The organism is Martinezella tropici (genome assembly GCF_008370325.1).
Taxonomy (GTDB): Bacteria; Pseudomonadota; Alphaproteobacteria; order Rhizobiales; family Rhizobiaceae; genus Rhizobium; species Rhizobium tropici_B.
Window position 1 is genome coordinate 217,814 of record NZ_VNIP01000011.1, and the last position, 17,758, is coordinate 235,571.

The 17,758-nt window shown below is 59.9% G+C and carries 16 protein-coding genes; 7 read left to right on the top strand and 9 right to left on the bottom strand.

The features are described 5' to 3' along the window. Positions 1-40: 40 nt before the first annotated feature. Together FP026_RS21955 and FP026_RS21960 are read right to left on the bottom strand one after the other, a co-directional pair. Entirely contained in the window at positions 41-490 is a 450-nt protein-coding gene (locus FP026_RS21955) for a DNA polymerase III subunit chi (protein WP_149636708.1), read from the bottom strand. Between the two features lie 134 nt (positions 491-624). Continuing rightward, complete coding sequence (locus FP026_RS21960; protein ID WP_149636709.1) at positions 625-2,121, bottom strand: leucyl aminopeptidase; 1,497 nt, start codon at positions 2,119-2,121, stop codon at positions 625-627. Between the two features lie 208 nt (positions 2,122-2,329). On the opposite strand from FP026_RS21960, the gene FP026_RS21965 reads away from it, so the two are divergent. The 7 genes from FP026_RS21965 to rsmA all read left to right on the top strand — a co-directional run bounded on the left by FP026_RS21965 (position 2,330) and on the right by rsmA (position 10,882). Next, positions 2,330-3,112, top strand: a complete 783-nt coding sequence (locus FP026_RS21965) for a phosphatase PAP2 family protein (protein WP_149636710.1) — start codon at positions 2,330-2,332, stop codon at positions 3,110-3,112. A 102-nt stretch (positions 3,113-3,214) separates the two neighbouring features. Next, positions 3,215-4,396 (top strand): LPS export ABC transporter permease LptF, encoded by a 1,182-nt coding sequence (gene lptF / locus FP026_RS21970; RefSeq protein WP_149636711.1) that lies wholly within the window; start codon positions 3,215-3,217, stop codon positions 4,394-4,396. Continuing rightward, positions 4,393-5,478: an LPS export ABC transporter permease LptG gene (gene lptG, locus FP026_RS21975; protein ID WP_149636712.1), complete on the top strand. Its 1,086-nt coding sequence runs from the start codon at positions 4,393-4,395 to the stop codon at positions 5,476-5,478. The genes lptF and lptG overlap by 4 nt, the downstream gene beginning before the upstream one ends. After that, a complete protein-coding gene (locus FP026_RS21980; RefSeq protein ID WP_149636713.1) occupies positions 5,479-7,872 on the top strand; it encodes an LPS-assembly protein LptD in 2,394 nt (797 codons plus the stop codon). Positions 7,873-8,078: 206 nt separating this feature from the next. After that, positions 8,079-9,023: a peptidylprolyl isomerase gene (locus FP026_RS21985; protein WP_149636714.1), complete on the top strand. Its 945-nt coding sequence runs from the start codon at positions 8,079-8,081 to the stop codon at positions 9,021-9,023. A gap of 6 nt (positions 9,024-9,029) precedes the next feature. Further along, entirely contained in the window at positions 9,030-10,055 is a 1,026-nt protein-coding gene (pdxA, locus tag FP026_RS21990) for a 4-hydroxythreonine-4-phosphate dehydrogenase PdxA (protein ID WP_149636715.1), read from the top strand. Then, positions 10,055-10,882, top strand: coding sequence for a 16S rRNA (adenine(1518)-N(6)/adenine(1519)-N(6))-dimethyltransferase RsmA (gene rsmA / locus FP026_RS21995; RefSeq protein ID WP_149636716.1), 828 nt, complete (start codon positions 10,055-10,057; stop codon positions 10,880-10,882). The genes pdxA and rsmA overlap by 1 nt, the downstream gene beginning before the upstream one ends. A gap of 43 nt (positions 10,883-10,925) precedes the next feature. Here the strand turns inward: rsmA and gmk are convergent, their stop codons facing one another. From gmk to fabD, 7 genes are all read right to left on the bottom strand, one after another. Next, positions 10,926-11,588: a guanylate kinase gene (gene gmk, locus FP026_RS22000; RefSeq protein WP_113347447.1), complete on the bottom strand. Its 663-nt coding sequence runs from the start codon at positions 11,586-11,588 to the stop codon at positions 10,926-10,928. Between the two features lie 3 nt (positions 11,589-11,591). Continuing rightward, positions 11,592-12,479 carry a YicC/YloC family endoribonuclease gene (locus tag FP026_RS22005; protein WP_149636717.1) on the bottom strand — a complete coding sequence of 296 codons (888 nt, stop codon included), beginning with the start codon at positions 12,477-12,479 and terminating at the stop codon, positions 11,592-11,594. A 110-nt stretch (positions 12,480-12,589) separates the two neighbouring features. After that, positions 12,590-13,804 (bottom strand): endolytic transglycosylase MltG, encoded by a 1,215-nt coding sequence (gene mltG / locus FP026_RS22010; RefSeq protein WP_149636718.1) that lies wholly within the window; start codon positions 13,802-13,804, stop codon positions 12,590-12,592. Positions 13,805-14,015: 211 nt separating this feature from the next. Further along, on the bottom strand, positions 14,016-15,278 hold the full coding sequence (fabF, locus tag FP026_RS22015) for a beta-ketoacyl-ACP synthase II (RefSeq protein ID WP_149636719.1): 1,263 nt from the start codon (positions 15,276-15,278) through the stop codon (positions 14,016-14,018). 114 nt (positions 15,279-15,392) lie between these two features. After that, a complete protein-coding gene (locus tag FP026_RS22020; protein WP_004122114.1) occupies positions 15,393-15,629 on the bottom strand; it encodes an acyl carrier protein in 237 nt (78 codons plus the stop codon). Positions 15,630-15,917: 288 nt separating this feature from the next. Further along, entirely contained in the window at positions 15,918-16,655 is a 738-nt protein-coding gene (gene fabG / locus FP026_RS22025; protein ID WP_149636720.1) for a 3-oxoacyl-[acyl-carrier-protein] reductase, read from the bottom strand. Positions 16,656-16,679: 24 nt separating this feature from the next. Then, complete coding sequence (gene fabD, locus FP026_RS22030) at positions 16,680-17,624, bottom strand: ACP S-malonyltransferase (protein ID WP_149636721.1); 945 nt, start codon at positions 17,622-17,624, stop codon at positions 16,680-16,682. Positions 17,625-17,758: the final 134 nt, after the last annotated feature.

Genomic DNA, 17,758 nt, shown 5'->3' on the forward strand with positions numbered 1-17,758 from the left:
TCCAAACGCATTCCGGACGGAAAACCGCTGCGCAGTTTTACTAAGCCTTCTTTTCCCAACGGCCATCCTGCGTCTGCTGCCAGTAAGTGAGGTTATGCCCCTCGCCTTTCAACCGCTTCCATTGCGCGCGCGCGCTTTCCAGCTGCTCCTGATCATAGCCGTCGAACATCAGCACGACGCGCTGGTACGTTCCGACATCCGTAGCCTCGGCGCCATCGATGAAAAAGCGCACCGTCGCGTTATTGGCATTGTCGGAGGAGACGGTGAGAAGCACCGGCTGCCTGTCCACCATCTCGCCTTCATCCGTGCCATGTGGCAGGAAACTGTCTTCGCGATAGGTCCAAAGATGGGAATCGAGGAGATCGCGGCGCGCCGGCTCGCGCATCTGCACGGCGACCTGCCAGCCGCGCTCGACACTTTTGTCGATCAACGGCGGCAGGGCGTCTTCGAGCTTCGATTCCGTCAGATGATAGAAGAGAACGTCGGTCATGCCGTCCCTTCTAGAGCAATTCCAGGAAAAGTGCGAAGCGGTTTTCCGTTCGGAATTGCGTCGCAACAAAAGGATAGAGCCTTTTCGCTTTTCTTCGAATCGCGAAAAGGCTCCATCTCACAAAACCCGGCTGGTCACGATTCGTAGTTGGCGCGGACCAGCTGATCGAGCAGGCGCACGCCGAAACCGGAACCCCAGGACTGGTTGATCTCGTCCTGGACCGAACCCATCGCCGTGCCGGCGATATCGAGATGCGCCCACGGCGTTTCACCGACGAAGCGCTTGAGGAACTGGGCGGCGGTGATCGAGCCGGCGTGGCGGCCGCCGGTGTTCTTCATGTCAGCGAACTTGCTGTCGATCATCTTGTCGTAGTCCTTGCCGAGCGGCATGCGCCACAGGCGCTCATCGGTCACGAGGCCCGCCGCGGTCAGCTCGCCCGCCAGCTTGTCGTCGTTGCAGAATAGGCCGGCCTGCAGGTTGCCGAGGGCGACGAGGATGGCGCCGGTCAGCGTCGCCAGGTTGATCATGAACTGCGGCTTGAAGCGGTCGTTCGTGTACCAGAGCGCATCGCAGAGAACGAGCCGCCCCTCGGCATCCGTGTTGATGATCTCGATCGTCTGGCCGGACATGGAGGTGACGATATCGCCGGGGCGCTGGGCATTGCCGTCGGGCATGTTCTCGACCAGGCCGATGACGCCGATGGCGTTGACCTTGGCTTCGCGGGCGGCAAGCGTGTGCATGAGGCCGGTGACGGCCGCCGCCCCGCCCATATCGCCCTTCATCTCTTCCATGCCGGCGGCGGGCTTGATGGAAATGCCGCCAGTGTCGAAGACGACCCCCTTGCCGATGAAGGCGACCGGCTTCTCCTTCGCCTTGCCGCCCTTCCATTGCATGACCACCAGGCGCGGCGGCCGGACAGAACCCTGCGCGACGCCGAGTAGAGCGGCCATGCCGAGCCGGCGCATCTCGCGCTCCGTCAGAATCTCGATCTCGACGCCAAGCTTTTCCAGCTCCTTGGCCTTGGCCGCGAATTCCACGGGGCCGAGGACATTCGGCGGCTCGTTGACGAGATCGCGCGCAAGGAGGACGCCGCCCGCGACGGCTTCGGAGGTTGCGTAAAGTTTCTTGGCAGCCGCGGCCTCCTGGGTGACGATCGTGACCTTCACCGCCTTGCGGGAGCCGTTCTTTTCGTCATCGTCACCCTTCTTCGTCTTATATGTATCGAAGCTATAGGCGCGCAGGAGCATGCCCAGGGCAAAATCGGCGGCTTCTCTGGCTCCGACATCGACTGCCGGCGCGTCCAGGAAGATGGTGACTTTCTCCACGTTGCGGATCTTTGCCGCGGCACTCCCGCCAAGCCTCAGCCAGTCATGCGCAGCCAGGTCCCTGGCCTTGCCGGTGCCGATGACGATGATCCGATCGACGGGCGAGGCCTCGGGAGCGATGATATCCAACGCGCTCAACGCCTTGCTCTTGAAGCCGGCCACGGGCGCGGCCCGGGCGAAAACATTGCCCGGATCGGCGCTCTCAGCGCCTGCCGGCAACTCGCTGTCCGTGCCTTTCAGGAGAATGGCCAGACCGCCGCTGAGGCGAGCCGACTTGGCGAAGGAAATCTCGAATTTCACAGACATTTCTGCTCCGATAAACATGCGTCGTAATAGAAGAACTTTGCACAACCATCATTCTAGGTTTGTCTAGGGAACACAAGCGTTTGGCAAAGCATTCGCTAAAGAAGCCCGTTCGGCGGCTTCAAATCTCTGTCATGTAGAGCAGCTAGGCTACACGCAATGGTGTTTTAGCCGCGCTGGGGGTGGCCCGATCTTTTGCCGGAAAGCCGTCTTGATCATAGATTTCAACAGTTTCAATCGCGCAGACCGCTTCCCTGAGATTCTGCGGCCGCGCACGGCGGGCGATGCCTTCATCGGCCTCTTCTGTCTCTGGTGGGCACTGCTTGGCCTCTTCTCGGTTTTTCCACAGATCGATCTCGCCGTCGCGAACATGTTTTTCCTGCCGCAGCAGTGTCTTGCAAGCACGCGCCCGGGTCAGATATGCGGCATCTTCCCCTATAATGCCGACACGCATATGCGGCTGTTGCGGGAGATATTCTTTCAGCTCCCCTACATCGTGGCCGCCGTCCTTGCCTGGATGCTGTTCCGGTGCTGGCAGCATCACGGAGCGACCTTCAACAGGCTGCGGGCGCGCAATCTGAAGATCGCGCTCGGGTCGCTGCTGATCGGTCCGGTGCTGATCGTCAATCTCTGGCTGAAGGCTTTTTCGGGGCGCCCGCGCCCGAGGCAGACCGACCTCTTCGGCGGCACGCTCGATTTCGTCCAAGCGGGTTCCTTCGCGGGAAAATGCGCCAGCAACTGTTCGTTCATCTCGGGCGAAGCAGCGGCTGCCGGCTGGCTGTTCTGCCTGATCTTCATCATCCCGCAGCCATACCGATCGGCCGCCGCCTTGCCGATCGCAGCAGTCTCGATCCTCATTCCCGCGCTTCGGGTGGCTTTTGGCGGGCATTACCTCTCCGATGCCGTGCTCGGCTGGCTCTCATCGCTTGTCATATTTGCCGCGCTGCTGGCATTATCCCAAACGACACACGACAGAAGAATCTCGGAAAATTAACGATTTTTTTTCGAGTTGGTTGTCGCCAAAAAAACTTAAACAGCGTAGATGAGGGTGAATCTCTGCCGGCTCGCACGGCAGCTGTTGCGTTTAAGGGCCGGCATGAAGTTATTCGAGACATATATCGTACGGCGTGTCGGTATGATGTTCCTGGTAGCCCTGCTGCCGGTGCTCGCCATCATCTGGACGACCCAGGTGCTGCAGCGCATCAATCTGGTGACGGATAGCGGCCAATCGATGGGCTCGTTCGCAAAGCTTGCGACGCTCATTCTGCCGACGATTATTCCGATCGTTCTGCCCTTCGCGTTGGTCATCGGCATCACGCAGACGCTGACGGCAATGAACAGCGATTCGGAGCTGACCGTCATGGAGGCGGCAGGCGCGAAACGCAGCATCATCATCCGTCCGATCATGATTCTCGCCATCGCCATCAGCGCGTTTTCCTTCTTCGTCGACAACTCGGTCGAGCCAAGGGCCCGCGTCGCTGCGCGCCAGATGGTGGCCGAAGCCTATGCCGACCTTCTTTCCACCGTGATCGAAGAGAAGAATTTCCGGCGCATCGAAGATGGACTCTATGTACAGATTTCGCAGCGCATGTCGGGGCGCATCCTCAAAGGGCTGTTCGTGGTCGATTCCCGCGATCCCGCCTTCGATCTCATCTATTATGCGAAGGAAGGCGCCGTCGATCCGAGCGGTACCTCGCTGCTGATGAAAGATGGCGAGGTGCATCGCAAGACGCCCGACGGCAACGTCTCGGTTATCAAGTTCGATTCCTATTCCTTCGACCTCTCCGACATGACCCAGAGCCGCGGCCAGGCGAATTTGCGCGCCAGCGATCGCAGCCTCGGCTTCCTCTTCAATCCGGATCCGAACGATCCGGATTACAAGACAAGACCAGGCAGCTATCGGGCCGAGCTGCATCGGCGCCTCAACGAATGGGCCCTGCCCGCGATATTCGCGCTTATATCCCTGGTGATTGCCGGCGATGCCCGCTCCCATCGCGAGGCGCGGCTGCACCCGATGGTGTCGGCCTTGACGATAGCCTTCGCACTGCGCTGGGCCGACTTCTACGCGGCCAATCAGATCGATAATTCGCCTCGCTTCGTCGGCATTCTCTACGCCATCAACATCATCGCCGCCGCTATTGCGATCGCGCTGCTGATGCGTAACCGGAAGATGTCGATGCCGGTATCGATCCGAAACCGCCTCAGCAACTGGCGGCAACGGGTTCAGGATCGCATGCCGGCGGCGCCGGGCGGCGGCTCCAACGGGAGCGGCGCATGATTTTCGGCACGCTCGGGCGTTATTTCTTCACGCGTTACATCGTGACGACGTTCTGGTTCTTCCTGGGCGTCATCTCGATCGTCTATCTTGTCGACTTCAGCGAAACCGCCGGGCGGTTGGCCGGATTGCCCGGCTATACGGTCTCGCTCGGTCTGGTGATGACAGCAGTCCGATTGCCGTTCATTCTGCAGCAGACGGTGCCGTTCATCTCGCTCTTCGTCGGCATGACGGTGTTGATCGCGCTCAATCGTCGCCGCGAACTGGTTATTGCGCGCGCGGCCGGCATCTCCGTCTGGCAGTTCATGACGCCGTTCATCGTGGGCGCCTTTTTCGTGGGATTGCTGACCATGCTCGCCCTCAATCCGGTCGCTGCATGGGGGCAACGTCAGGCGGAAACGATGGAAGCCGACCTGCGCGGCGACCCTTCCTATCACAACAAGCTTTCGATCCCGTGGCTGCGTCAATCGAATGGCAAGGACGATACGATCATCGGCGCCAAGGCCATTCTGGACAATGGAACGACGCTGATGGGCGTCGTCTTTATCCACTTCGATTCACAGGGAAATATCGTCCTGCGGCAGGACGCGCAGTCGGCAAAATTGGAAGATGGTTACTGGCTTCTTAACAATGTCGTCGAGCGGCGGCCGGGCGAAATACCGGATCATAAGAGTTCGGTACAGGTTCGTACGAATCTGAAACAGGATTTCGTTTCGCAGCGGCTGGCACAGCCGGAAACCATTGCTTTTTATGATCTTTCTAATCGAATAAAGATCGCGCGCTCCTTCGGCATATCGACCAACGCACTTGAGACACAATTTCATTCGCTGCTATCGCAACCATTCCTTCTCATAGCAATGACGTTGATCGCAGCAACCGTGTCCCTAAAATTCAGTAGATTCAACCAATCGCGCTCCGTGATTCTGGGTGGAATCCTCTCCGGCTTCGTGCTTTATGTTGTCACCGTGCTTGTAAAGGCATTCGGGAGCAGCGGAGTGGTTCCTCCCTACGTGGCGACATGGATACCCGTGATCGTCGCATTGGCATTCGGAGCAACGATCCTGCTTCATCAGGAGGACGGCTAAGTGGCGGCAGGCAACCGCGAGAGTATTAAAAAGATTGTGGCTGCCCTCGTTACGGGCACGGCTGCATGCGCATATGTTATGAGCCCGGTCGTAGTTTACGCCCAGGCCAACAACAATAATAACAGCGGTGCCGGCACTGTTACCTCACCTATCAAGGTGAAGGTGCCGGAGGGCGCAAAGCTGGTCCTTTCGTCCAACGAACTGGTCTATAACAAGGATACGCAGATCGTCACCGCAAGCGGTGCGGTCCAGATCAACTATGGCAGCTACAAAATGGTTGCCCAGAAGGTTGAGTATAATCAGAAATCCGGGCGAATGACAGCTCTCGGCAATGTCGAGCTGATCACTCCGGACGGTAACCGCATGTACGGTGACAAAATGGACGTCACCGACAGCTTTTCCGATGGCTTCGTGAATGCGCTGCGCATCGAAATGCCTGATAATACCCGCATGGTCGCCGAAAAGGGCGAGCGGGTCGGCGGCAACCAGCTGATTCTGACGAAGGGGGTTTACACCGCCTGCATGGCCTGCTCCGAGCAAGGCCGGGCTCCGCTGTGGCAGGTCAAGGCCCAGCGCGTCGTCCAAAACGGCGTCACGCATACCGTGCGTCTGGAACATGCCCGCTTCGAACTGTTCGGCCAGCCAATCGCCTATATTCCGTGGATCGAGGTTCCGGACAATACGGTCAAGCGGAAATCCGGCTTCCTGTTTCCGTCGGTGAGCGTTTCGGAGCGTCTCGGCGTCGGCGTAAGGGTTCCCTATTACTACGTCATTTCGCCGAGCATGGATGCGACGATCACCGCAACCGGCTTTACCAACCAGGGCCTTTTGCTCGAAGGCGAGTTCCGCCAGCGTTTCGAAAATGGCACGCATATCCTGCGGGTTGCCGGCATCAATCAGATGAATCCGGACGCCTTCGCTGCCGGTACGACTGATGCCGAGCACAAAACTCGCGGCATGATCAACTCCAAGGCCGATTTCAGGATCAATCCTCGCTGGACTTTCGGCTGGGATGTCATGGCCCAAAGCGATAACAATTTCTCGCGTACCTATGGTCTGGATGGGCTCAACCAAAGCACCCATACCAACCAAGCCTATTTGACCGGCATCGGAAAGCGCAATTTCTTCGATATGCGCGCCTTCTATTATAACGTGCAGGACACAGACAATAACGCCACGGCACAAAAGCAGCAGGCCTATGTCTATCCGAGTATCGACTATCACTATGTCGATCCGAAATCGGTCTATGGCGGCGAGCTGTCAGCAACGATGAACTTCACGCACCTGTCGCGTGAGAAGACATCCGCACTCGACAACGTATTCAATCTTGGCGACGCCAACTTGAACGACCGTTTCCTCGGCCTCTCTGGCGACTATACGCGCTTCAGCACTGAACTGCAGTGGCAACGTACCTTTACGACCGATGAAGGCCTTGTGCTGACGCCATTGGCGGCGGCGCGCGGTGACGTCTATGGTCTGGACATGAATTCGCCCAACTCCTTCGGCGCATCGTTCAGCTATCCAGGCAATTACGACACCAGCGATTATGCCGCCCGTGGCATGGTCACCGCCGGCCTCGAGGCCAAGTACCCATTCCTGATCACGACAAGCAACAGTACGCATGTGTTCGAGCCGATCGCGCAGATCTATGTGCGGCCGGACGAGCAGCTTGCTGGCCGCTTGCCGAATGAGGATGCGCAGAGCTTCGTTTTCGACGCGACCAACCTGTTCGATCGCGACAAGTTCTCGGGCTTCGACCGCATAGAGGGCGGCACGCGCGCCAACATTGGCTGGCGCTATACCGCCAGCTTCGACAGTGGCTACAAGCTGCAGCATATCTTCGGGCAATCCTACCAGCTCGCGGGACGCAATTCATTTGCGCAAACGGATCTGGCGGGTGTCGGTTCGGAATCCGGACTTGAAACGACTCGTTCCGACTACGTCACTATGTTCGGCTTGACGACGCCGCAGGGCATCTCGCTGTCGACCTCCTATCGCTTCGACGAAAAGGACTTCGCCTTCCGCCGCGGTGATACAGCCGTCGGCTTCGCGAATGATGTATTCCAGACGTCCTTGATCTACACGCATATTTCCGCACAGCCGCAATATGGTTTCACCAGCAATCAGGATGAAATCCAATCGCGCGCGCAGATCAAGTTCAAGGAATATTGGTCCGTCTTCGGCACGATGAGCTATGATCTCAATAGCAATGAGATCACCCGCCAGGGCGTCGGTCTTTCATACGAGGATGAATGCACGATCTTCACCGTGTCATTCCTAGACAAGAAGGATACGACAGCCAGCTCGGCAAGCAATTGGTCGATCGGCGCTCGCCTGACCTTCCGCACGTTGGGCGACGTCAATCTCGGTAGCGTCCAGGACGCAACGTTCTGATATGGATCGAAGTTACAAGGAGCCGGCTTAATCGCCGGCTCTTTTGCGTTGAAACGGCTCGCTATTCGCGGTGTCATTGTTTCGCCGCAAGGATTTTGCAATTCATCGCGCTTGATGTAGACATGTGGCGCAAAGTTGCCGTATTGCGCCAAGGCGCACCAATACGGCGCAAGGCCGGCAGAAAGACCTTTGGGAAGGGGTAGTTGATGTTTTCTGGAAAGACAGCGATGCGTGCTCTATTGTTCGGAGCAGCAGCTTTGGTTATGGCGAGCTTCACCGTGCCGAGCAGCGATGTCGCTTTCGCGGCCAGCGAGGTAAAAGTCCTCGTTAACAGTCAGGTGATCACATCCGGCGACATTGCCAAGCGCGTCGCTTTCCTCAAGCTGCAACGCCAGAAGGGCGACCTCAGCAAGGTCGCCAAGGAACAACTTGTCGACGAAACGCTGAAGCGTGCGGAAATCTCCCGCCTGCGCATGTCCGTTTCGACCACTGATGTCGACGCCGCCTTTGGACGCTTCGCTTCCAGCAACAAGATGTCGCCGGCTCAGCTCAGTCAGATTCTTGACAAGGCCGGGGTTGGCGTCGACCACTTCAAGTCCTACATCGCCGTTTCCATGAGCTGGCCCCGCGTTGTCAACGCACGCTTCGGCGCGAGAAGCCGTATGTCGAATGACGATCTCGTGTCGCGCATGACCGAGAACAAGACGAAGCCGGTCACAACGGAATATTTCCTGAAGCAGATCGTTTTCGTCGTGCCGACCGCGAAGCGGAATGCCATCCTGAACAAGCGCAAGGCCGAGGCTGAAGCATCGCGTTCCAAATTCCCCGGCTGTGACCAGGCAAAGGTTTTCGCCGCAACCATGCACGATGTCTCCGTTCAGGATCTTGGTCGGGTGCTCGCACCGGAAGTTCCGGAAATGTGGAAGCCGCTGCTGGAGAAGGCTTCCGGCAACACGACCTCTCCTATCATAACCGACCGAGGCGTCGAATATGTCGCCATCTGCTCCCAGCGTCAGGTGAACGATGACGTCGCCGCCGCCGCCGTGTTCCGCGCTGAAGATATCGGCAAGGATAAGGCCGGAGGCGTCAGCGCCAACGACAAGAAATACGTGGATGAACTGCGCTCCAAGGCGCAGATCGTCTATCGCTGATTGACGATGCCGCCGCGCTCCTCCCTCCCCCTTGCGCTCACGCAGGGGGATCCGGCTGGCATAGGCCCCGACATTACGCTCGCCGCCTGGCTGCGCCGCGGCGAGCTCGATCTGCCTCCCTTCCTGTTTCTCGGCGACGCCGGCATTCTAGCTGCGCGCGCTTCGCAGCTCGGCTTGACCGTGCCCCTGAAGGTCGCCGACCCGGTGACCGCCCGCGGCATCTTCCGGGATGCGCTGCCGGTCCTGCTGATCGAGGCCGGAATAGGCGTCAATGCCGGCGAACCGCATGTCGCCACCGCCAAAGGCACGATTGCAGCCATAGAAATGGCCGTGTCGCTGAGCATGGGTGGTCAGACCTCCGCTGTCGTCACCAATCCGATTGCCAAATCGGTGCTCTATAACGCCGGTTTCGGCTTTCCAGGCCATACCGAATTCCTCGCGGATCTCGCGACGCGCGCGACCGGAAAACCGGTCATGCCGGTCATGCTGCTCGCCGGTCCGAAGCTCCGAGCCATCCCCGTCACCATCCATATTCCTCTGAAGGATGTGCCGCAGGTGCTGACCTGCGAGCTGATCGTCGAGACCTGCCGGATCACCGACCATGATCTGCGCCACCGCTTCGGTATTTCCAAGCCACGCCTCGCGGTTGCCGGTCTCAATCCGCATGCCGGCGAAAATGGCGCGCTTGGCAAGGAGGACGATGAGATCGTCCGTCCCGCGATCGAGATCCTTCGCGGCGAGGGCATCGACGCTTTTGGTCCCCTGCCCGCCGACACGATGTTCCACGACGAGGCCCGGCGGCGCTATGACGTCGCCGTCTGCATGTATCACGATCAAGCACTGATCCCGGCCAAGGCGCTCGGCTTCGACGATTCCGTCAATGTCACGCTTGGCTTGCCCTTCGTCCGCACTTCCCCGGACCACGGCACTGCATTCGGTATCGCCGGCAAGGGCATCGCCAAGGAAGACAGCCTTGTCGCAGCCCTCAGATTGGCGAGCGAAATCAGCGGCAAGACCGGAAGCGCTCGCTGATGGCCGCACTGGATGGTTTGCCACCCCTTCGCGATGTGATCCAGCGTCACGGCCTCGACGCGCGCAAGGCGCTCGGCCAGAACTTTCTTCTCGACCTCAATCTGACACAGAAGGTCGCCAGAACGGCCGGATCGCTGGAAGGCGTAACCGTCTTCGAAGTCGGTCCCGGCCCGGGCGGCCTGACGCGGGCCATCCTGGCGCTCGGCGCTGCCAAGGTCATCGCCGTCGAGCGCGATGCACGCTGCCTGCCGGCGCTGGCGGAAATCTCAGATCACTATCCCGGCCGGCTTGAGGTGACCGAGGGCGATGCGCTAAAGACCGATTTTACGGCTCTTGCGCCCGAAGGACCTATCAAGATCATAGCCAACCTGCCTTATAATGTCGGCACCCAGCTTCTGGTCAATTGGCTTCTGCCGGCGCAGTGGCCGCCCTTCTGGCAATCCCTGACCTTGATGTTTCAGAAGGAAGTCGGCCAGCGGATCGTTGCGCAGGAGGATGACGACCATTATGGCCGGCTTGGCGTGCTCTGCGGCTGGCGGACGGAAGCTCGCATGGCCTTCGACGTGCCTCCACAGGCCTTCACGCCGCCGCCGAAGGTAACCTCCACGGTGGTGCATCTGACGCCGAGGGAAAACCCGATCCCATGCGATGTCGGCAAACTCGAAAAGGTAACGCAGGCGGCCTTCGGCCAGCGTCGGAAGATGCTGCGCCAGAGCCTGAAGCCGATCGGCGGCGAGGCGCTTTTGCTGAAGGCGGAGATCGATCCGCAGCGCCGTGCCGAAACGCTTTCCGTTGAAGAATTCTGCCGATTGGCGAACTGCCTTTGATCGGGTCCGAGTTTCCGACCGGGATCAGAGCTTCCGATCGGGATCAGAGCTTCGGCGTCTCTTCCAGCAGGTCGCGAACGAAATCGAACATGCCATGCCGCCGGTCGCGGCGCAGGCGCTCGGCCTTGACGATGGACTGGACGGCGTTGAAGGCCAGGGTGAGATCGTCGTTGACGATGACATAGTCATATTCGCGCCAATGGGCGATTTCGGCGCGGGAATTGGCAAGACGCCTGGCGATCACCTCTTCGGAATCCTCGGCGCGGCGATGCAGGCGCGATTGCAGCTCGGTCATGGTCGGCGGCAGCACGAAGATGGAAACGACGTCGGCCGGCATCTTCTCCTGCAGCTGCTGGGCGCCCTGCCAGTCGATATCGAAAAGCATGTCGCGGCCTTCGGCCATCGCCACCTCTACCGGCTCGCGCGGCGTGCCGTAGAAATTGCCATGCACCTCGGCCCATTCCAGCAGCGAGTCGGAATCGCGAAGACGCTCGAACTCACGCTGCGAGACGAAATGATAATGCACGCCTTCGATCTCGCTCGGCCGCCGCTGTCGGGTCGTAACGCTGACAGAAAGGCTGACTTCGCCATCTTTTTCCAGCAGGTTACGCGCGATCGTCGACTTGCCCGCTCCGGATGGCGAGGAGATGGCAAGCATCAGCCCCCGGCGGGCGATCGGAATGGATGTGGATGTCGCCGGCTTCATGGCCTACTCCAAATTCTGGACCTGTTCGCGGAACTGGTCGATAACCACCTTCAGCTCGATGCCGGCGGCGGTAACCGCCGCTGCATTCGACTTCGAACAGATAGTATTCGATTCCCGGTTAAATTCCTGTGCAAGAAAATCGAGCTTGCGGCCGACAGGCCCGCCCTTGGAAATAAGATCGCGTGCCGCGGCCACATGCGCCTTCAGGCGATCGATTTCCTCGCGCAGGTCCGCCTTGGTCGCAAGAAGGGCGGCTTCGGCATGCAGCCTGTCACGGTCGAGGCCCGACGAACCTTCCAATAGCATCGAAACCTGCGTCGCCAGTCTCGCGGCAATCTCCTGCGGCGAGCGGGACGGATCGCGCTCGACGGTCGATGTCAGCGCCTCGATGGTTGCGACCTGGCCAAGCAGAATCTTGCCGAGCGCCTCGCCCTCTTGCCGGCGCATGTCACGCAGATCGCCAAGCGCGGTTTCAAGGCCCGCCATGATATGGGCATCGCGCGCGGCAAGCGCCTCTTCGTCTTCCACAGCTTCCTTGAACTCCACCAGACCGCGCACGGTCATCAGGCTCTCCAGCCGTAGCGGCGCCGGATCGACGATGCCGGTAAGCTGATCGCGCAGCGCCAGGACCGCCGTCAGCGCTTCCTGGTTCACGACAACCTCGACGCGGCTCTCCTCGACCGACAGTGACAGGCTGACCTGCAGGTTGCCACGCGATAGCCGGTCGGCGATCGACTTGCGGATATCGGCCTCCAGACGTTCGAGGCCGGGCGGCAGGCGCAAACGGATATCCAACCCCTTGCCGTTCACGGAGCGCAGCTCCCATGCCCAGCGAGCGCGACCGCTGGTTCCCTCACGCCGGGCAAAGCCGGTCATGGATTGCAATGCCATGCAAGCCTCCGATGGTTCCTATCCCCAATTCGCCGAAAATCTTCGCATTATGGGTCGATGTAAAGTGAATCCGCGCCGTGCGTCTTATGGAGGCTACGGCGCGGCAAAGATCAGTTGGTCTTTTTCTTTTGCTGGGCACCCGAGCCGGGGGCTACAGCCGCGTCGTCCGGCTGGCCGTCCACGGCAATGGTGCTAGGGTCTTCGCCCTTTTCGGCAACGAGCTTGCGCCAGCGCCGGACATTGGCATTGTGCTCATCCAGCGTGGCGGCGAAGACATGGCCGCCGGTGCCGTCGGCCACGAAATAGAGATCCTGCGACTTCCAGGGGTTGGCGATGGCTTCCAAGGCATCCTTGCCCGGATTTGCGATCGGCGTCGGCGGCAGACCCTTGATAAGGTAGGTGTTGTAAGGCGTGTCCTTCTTCAGATCGGACTGATAGATGGGACGATCGGACGGCTTTCCTTCGCCGCCGAAGAGACCGTAGATGACCGTCGGATCCGACTGCAGGCGCATGCCCTTGCCGAGGCGGTTGAGGAAGACTGAGGCGACATGGGCGCGCTCGTCGGCAAGGCCGGTCTCCTTCTCCACGATGGAGGCGAGCGTGACGAAATCCTGCTTGCTTGCCAGCTGCACGCTTGCGTCACGCTTTTCCCAGACCTGGTCGACCAGCTTCGTCTGCGCTGCCGCCATCTGCTGGATGATTTCCGCACGTTTGGTGCCGCGCGTGAATTTATAGGTATCCGGCCGCAGGCTGCCTTCCGGCGGCAGCGCCGACGGCAGATCGCCTTCCAGCACGACATCAGCCTGCAGCTTGTTGAACATCTGCCGCACAGTCAGTCCCTCCGGCAAAGTGACCGAATAAAGGATCGACTTGCCCGACTTCAACAGTTCCATGATGTCCTTCATGGAGGCGCCAGCCTTGATCTCGTATTCGCCGGCGCGAAGGGTCTCGCCATCATGCAGATAGGTGGTCGTCAGCCAGCGGAAGATGCGCTCGTTGGTAATGATGTTGTTGGATTCCAGGCGATTGGCGATCTCGCTGAGGCCTGCGCCATTGCGCACGATAAAATTCGTATTGGTCGTCAGCGGGCCGGGGCTTTGATAGGCCGAAAACGCATAATAGGCCCCTCCAACCGCGACAACGGCGACGAAAACCGCCAGCGTCATCAGGAAGTTCAGGAAGATGACCATCTGGCTGCGAGCCTTGCGCGAGCGCTTCGGCGGATCCGGAACACGCTCCGGACGCAGGGCTTCATTGGCCGATTTCGGGATAATCGGCCCTTTCTGCCCGTTCGGAGTTCCGTTGCTCTGGTTCGTATCGCTCACCGGCAATCCCTTCCTTTTTGTGATTGCCTGCTCTTTGGCCAAGCAATGCGGCAAAAAACAGGTTCAGAAGATAAGGCGAAACCCGCCGGGTCCCGACTTCGACCGATCAGACATCGCCACGAGGCATCCGCGGCTTACGGACGCACGGCAATATTCAAGACGGGGCGCATGCTTGCCGAAAACGCTCCCGCTTCAAAGTTACGTGCCGTTATTATGCCTCATATCGGCGCAGGACAAGCGACGCATTCGTGCCGCCGAAGCCAAAGGAGTTCGACAGAGCGACATTGATCTCGCGCTTGCGGGCCTTGTGCGGGACGAGATCGATAGCGGTCTCGCGTTCCGGATTATCCAGATTGAGCGTCGGCGGGGCAATATTGTCGCGAATGGCAAGCGTGGCGAAGATCGCTTCGATCGCGCCGGCTGCCCCCAGGAGATGGCCGGTCGCCGATTTGGTCGATGACATCGAGATCTTCGACGCGGCATTGCCGACCAGCCGCTCGACCGCACCGAGCTCGATCGTATCGGCCATGGTCGAGGTGCCGTGGGCATTGATGTAGTCGACATCCGCCGGCGTCAGACCTGCGCGCTTCAGCGCCGAGGTCATGCAGCGCAACGCACCTTCGCCATCCTCGGAGGGAGCAGTGATGTGATGAGCGTCGCCGGAAAGACCGTAACCGACGACTTCGGCGTAGATCTTGGCGCCGCGCGCCTTGGCATGTTCCAACTCCTCGAGAACGACGATGCCGGCGCCCTCGCCCATGACGAAGCCGTCACGGTCGCGATCATAGGGACGCGAGGCCTTCTGCGGCGTATCGTTATAATCCGTCGACAACGCCTTGCAGGCCGCAAAGCCGGCAAGCGAGATACGGCAGACCGGAGCCTCGGCGCCGCCGGCGACCATGACATCGGCATCGCCGAGCATGATCAGGCGAGCCGCATCGCCGATGGCGTGCGCACCGGTGGAGCATGCAGTAACGACAGCATGGTTCGGGCCGCGCAGCTTGTGGCGGATCGAAACCTGGCCGGAAACAAGATTGATGAGGCGACCCGGGATGAAGAAAGGCGAGATGCGGCGCGGACCCTTGTCGCGCAGCGTGTAGCCAGCTTCGACAATGCCCTCGAGGCCGCCGATGCCGGAGCCGATCATGACGCCCGTGGCGATCTGATCCTCATCCGTTGCCGGGTGCCAATTGGCGTCGGTCAGCGCCATGTCGGCGGCTGCCATGCCATAGATGATGAAGGGATCGACCTTGCGCTGTTCCTTCGGCTCCATCCAATCGTCAGCATTGAACGTGCCGTCGGTGCCGTCGCCGACGGGAATGCGGCAGGCGATTTTAGCCGGGAGATCTTCGACCTCGAATTCGGTCACGAGGCGCGCACCGTTGTGCCCAGCGAGCAAACGCGTCCAGGACACCTCCGTGCCACAGCCCAAAGGTGATACCATGCCGGTACCCGTGATAACGACACGTCTCATCGCCCGCAGACCCCCGTCTTTTTATAATGATATGCGTATAAACATGCTTCGGCCGGCTTCGCCGGACGAAATAGGGCGGACTCTTCAGCCCGCCCATTCAAAAAGCACAAAAGATTAGGCCTGGGCCTTTTCAATGAACTTTACCGCGTCGCCGACCGTCAGGATCGAGTCAGCAGCGTCGTCGGGGATTTCAACGCCGAATTCTTCTTCGAAGGCCATGACCAGTTCGACGGTGTCGAGCGAGTCCGCACCCAGATCGTCGATGAAGCTTGCGCTTTCAACAACCTTGTCGGCGTCAACGCCAAGATGATCAACAACAATTTTCTTTACGCGTTCTGCGATATCGCTCATGTCGGTTTCCTCGACCTTATGTCCTGATGAGAATGCCTTGTGACATCCCTACCCAAATTCAAACCTGCAGCATCTGTCCTGACGCCGCTGGCAAACCCGTTCAACCCGGCATTGAGATCCGGTCCGGCGCCTTCAAAGCGGCCCAGTCCGTCTGCATTTTCCGGACGACTGTTCACAGTCATGGCCCGCTTAACACGGTTTAAGTCCGTCGCAAAGCCAGAAAATAGCCGGCTCCGGGTTGCTCAACATGCTATTGGAGGGAAAGTTCCCTCCAATGAGCAATTCCCTTTAGATCATCGCCATGCCGCCGTTGACATGGATCGTCTGGCCCGTGACGTAGCTGGCTTCAGACGAGGCAAGATAGGCGACGGCCGAGGCGACTTCCTCGCCCGTGCCCATGCGCCTCATGGGAATGGCGCCCATGATGGCTTCCTTCTGCTTATCGTTCAGCTTGCCCGTCATCGCGCTTTCGATGAAGCCTGGGGCGACGCAGTTGACCGTCACGTTGCGGCTCGCGATTTCCTGCGCCAGCGACTTGGTGAAGCCGATCATGCCGGCCTTGGAGGCGCAGTAGTTCGCCTGTCCGGGGTTACCGGTGACGCCGACGACGGAGGTGATGTTGATAATGCGGCCATAGCGGCGGCGCATCATCGGATGGGTCAGCTCACGGGTCAGGCGGAAGACGGCGGTGAGATTGACTTCCAGCACGCTGTCCCAATCCTCGTCGCTCATGCGCACGAACAGGCCGTCCCTAGTGATGCCGGCGTTGTTGACGAGGATATCGACGCCGCCGAGTTCCTCTTCCGCCTTGGCGCCCAGCGCCTTCACCTCGTCGCGATCCGAAAGGTTCGCCGGGAAGATCTTGACACGATCGCCGAGTTCAGAGGCCAGCGCCTCCAGCTTTTCGACGCGCGTGCCGTGCAGGCCGACGATCGCACCCTGCTTGTGCAGGAGCCGGGCAATTTCTTCACCGATGCCGCCGGATGCGCCGGTTACCAGGGCCTTGCGGCCGGTCAAATCAAGCATGTGTGTCCCTCGTTTCCTAATCTATCAGCCGAGCAATGCGGCAAGCGCCGTGTCGATATCAGCGGCATTGTTGACGGCAATGCCGTTGACCGATTTATCTATACGACGAGCGAGGCCCGTCAGCACCTTGCCGGCGCCAATTTCATACAATGTTGTCACATTGTTGGCCGCGAACCATTCCACCGTCTCGCGCCAGCGCACCTGACCGGTAACCTGCTCAACGAGAAGCTTGGAGATCTCGTCCGCATCCGTGACCGGAGCGGCCCGGACATTGGCGATGACAGGCACGACCGGATTGGCCTTGGCGACGCCGGCAAGCGCCTCGCGCATCGCTTCGGCCGCCGGGGCCATCAAGACTGAATGGAAGGGTGCGGAGACCGGCAGGAGGATCGCGCGCTTGGCGCCCTTGGCGGTCGCAAGCTCCGCGGCCTTCTCGACCGGTGCTTTCTCGCCGGAAATGACGATCTGGCCGCCGCCATTGTCGTTGGCGATCTGGCAAGCGCCGAGCGCCGAGGCTTCGGCACAGACGGCGACGACATCGGCATGTTCAAGCCCGATGATCGCGGCCATAGCGCCGACGCCAACGGGGACTGCCGCCTGCATGGCGTTGCCGCGGATGCGCAGCAGACGCGCGGTATCGGCAAGGGAGAAGGTGCCGGCGGCACAGAGCGCGGAATATTCGCCGAGCGAATGACCGGCGACATAGGCCACCTTGCTCTTCAGATCGAGGCCGCGAGCCTGCAGCACCCGGATGACGGCAAGCGACACGGCCATCAGTGCCGGCTGCGCATTGGCAGTCAGGGTTAGCTTGTCTTCCGGACCGGTGAAGATGACGTCGGAGAGCTTTTCACCGAGCGCTTCATCGACTTCCTCGAAGACGGCGCGCGCCTCGGCGAAATTGTCGGCAAGGTCCTTGCCCATGCCGACGGCCTGGCTGCCCTGGCCGGGAAATGTGAAAGCAACAGTCATTATAAAGCGTCCTTTTGGGGGTCGTTTTGCTTCCCAATGACATTGTTTGCGCCGGAGTCAATAGCGCAAGCCCTTTCGCCAACGGCTTTTGCGGCTGCGAAACGCAATGATTTTTTCCTTGCGCTCGCTCGGTT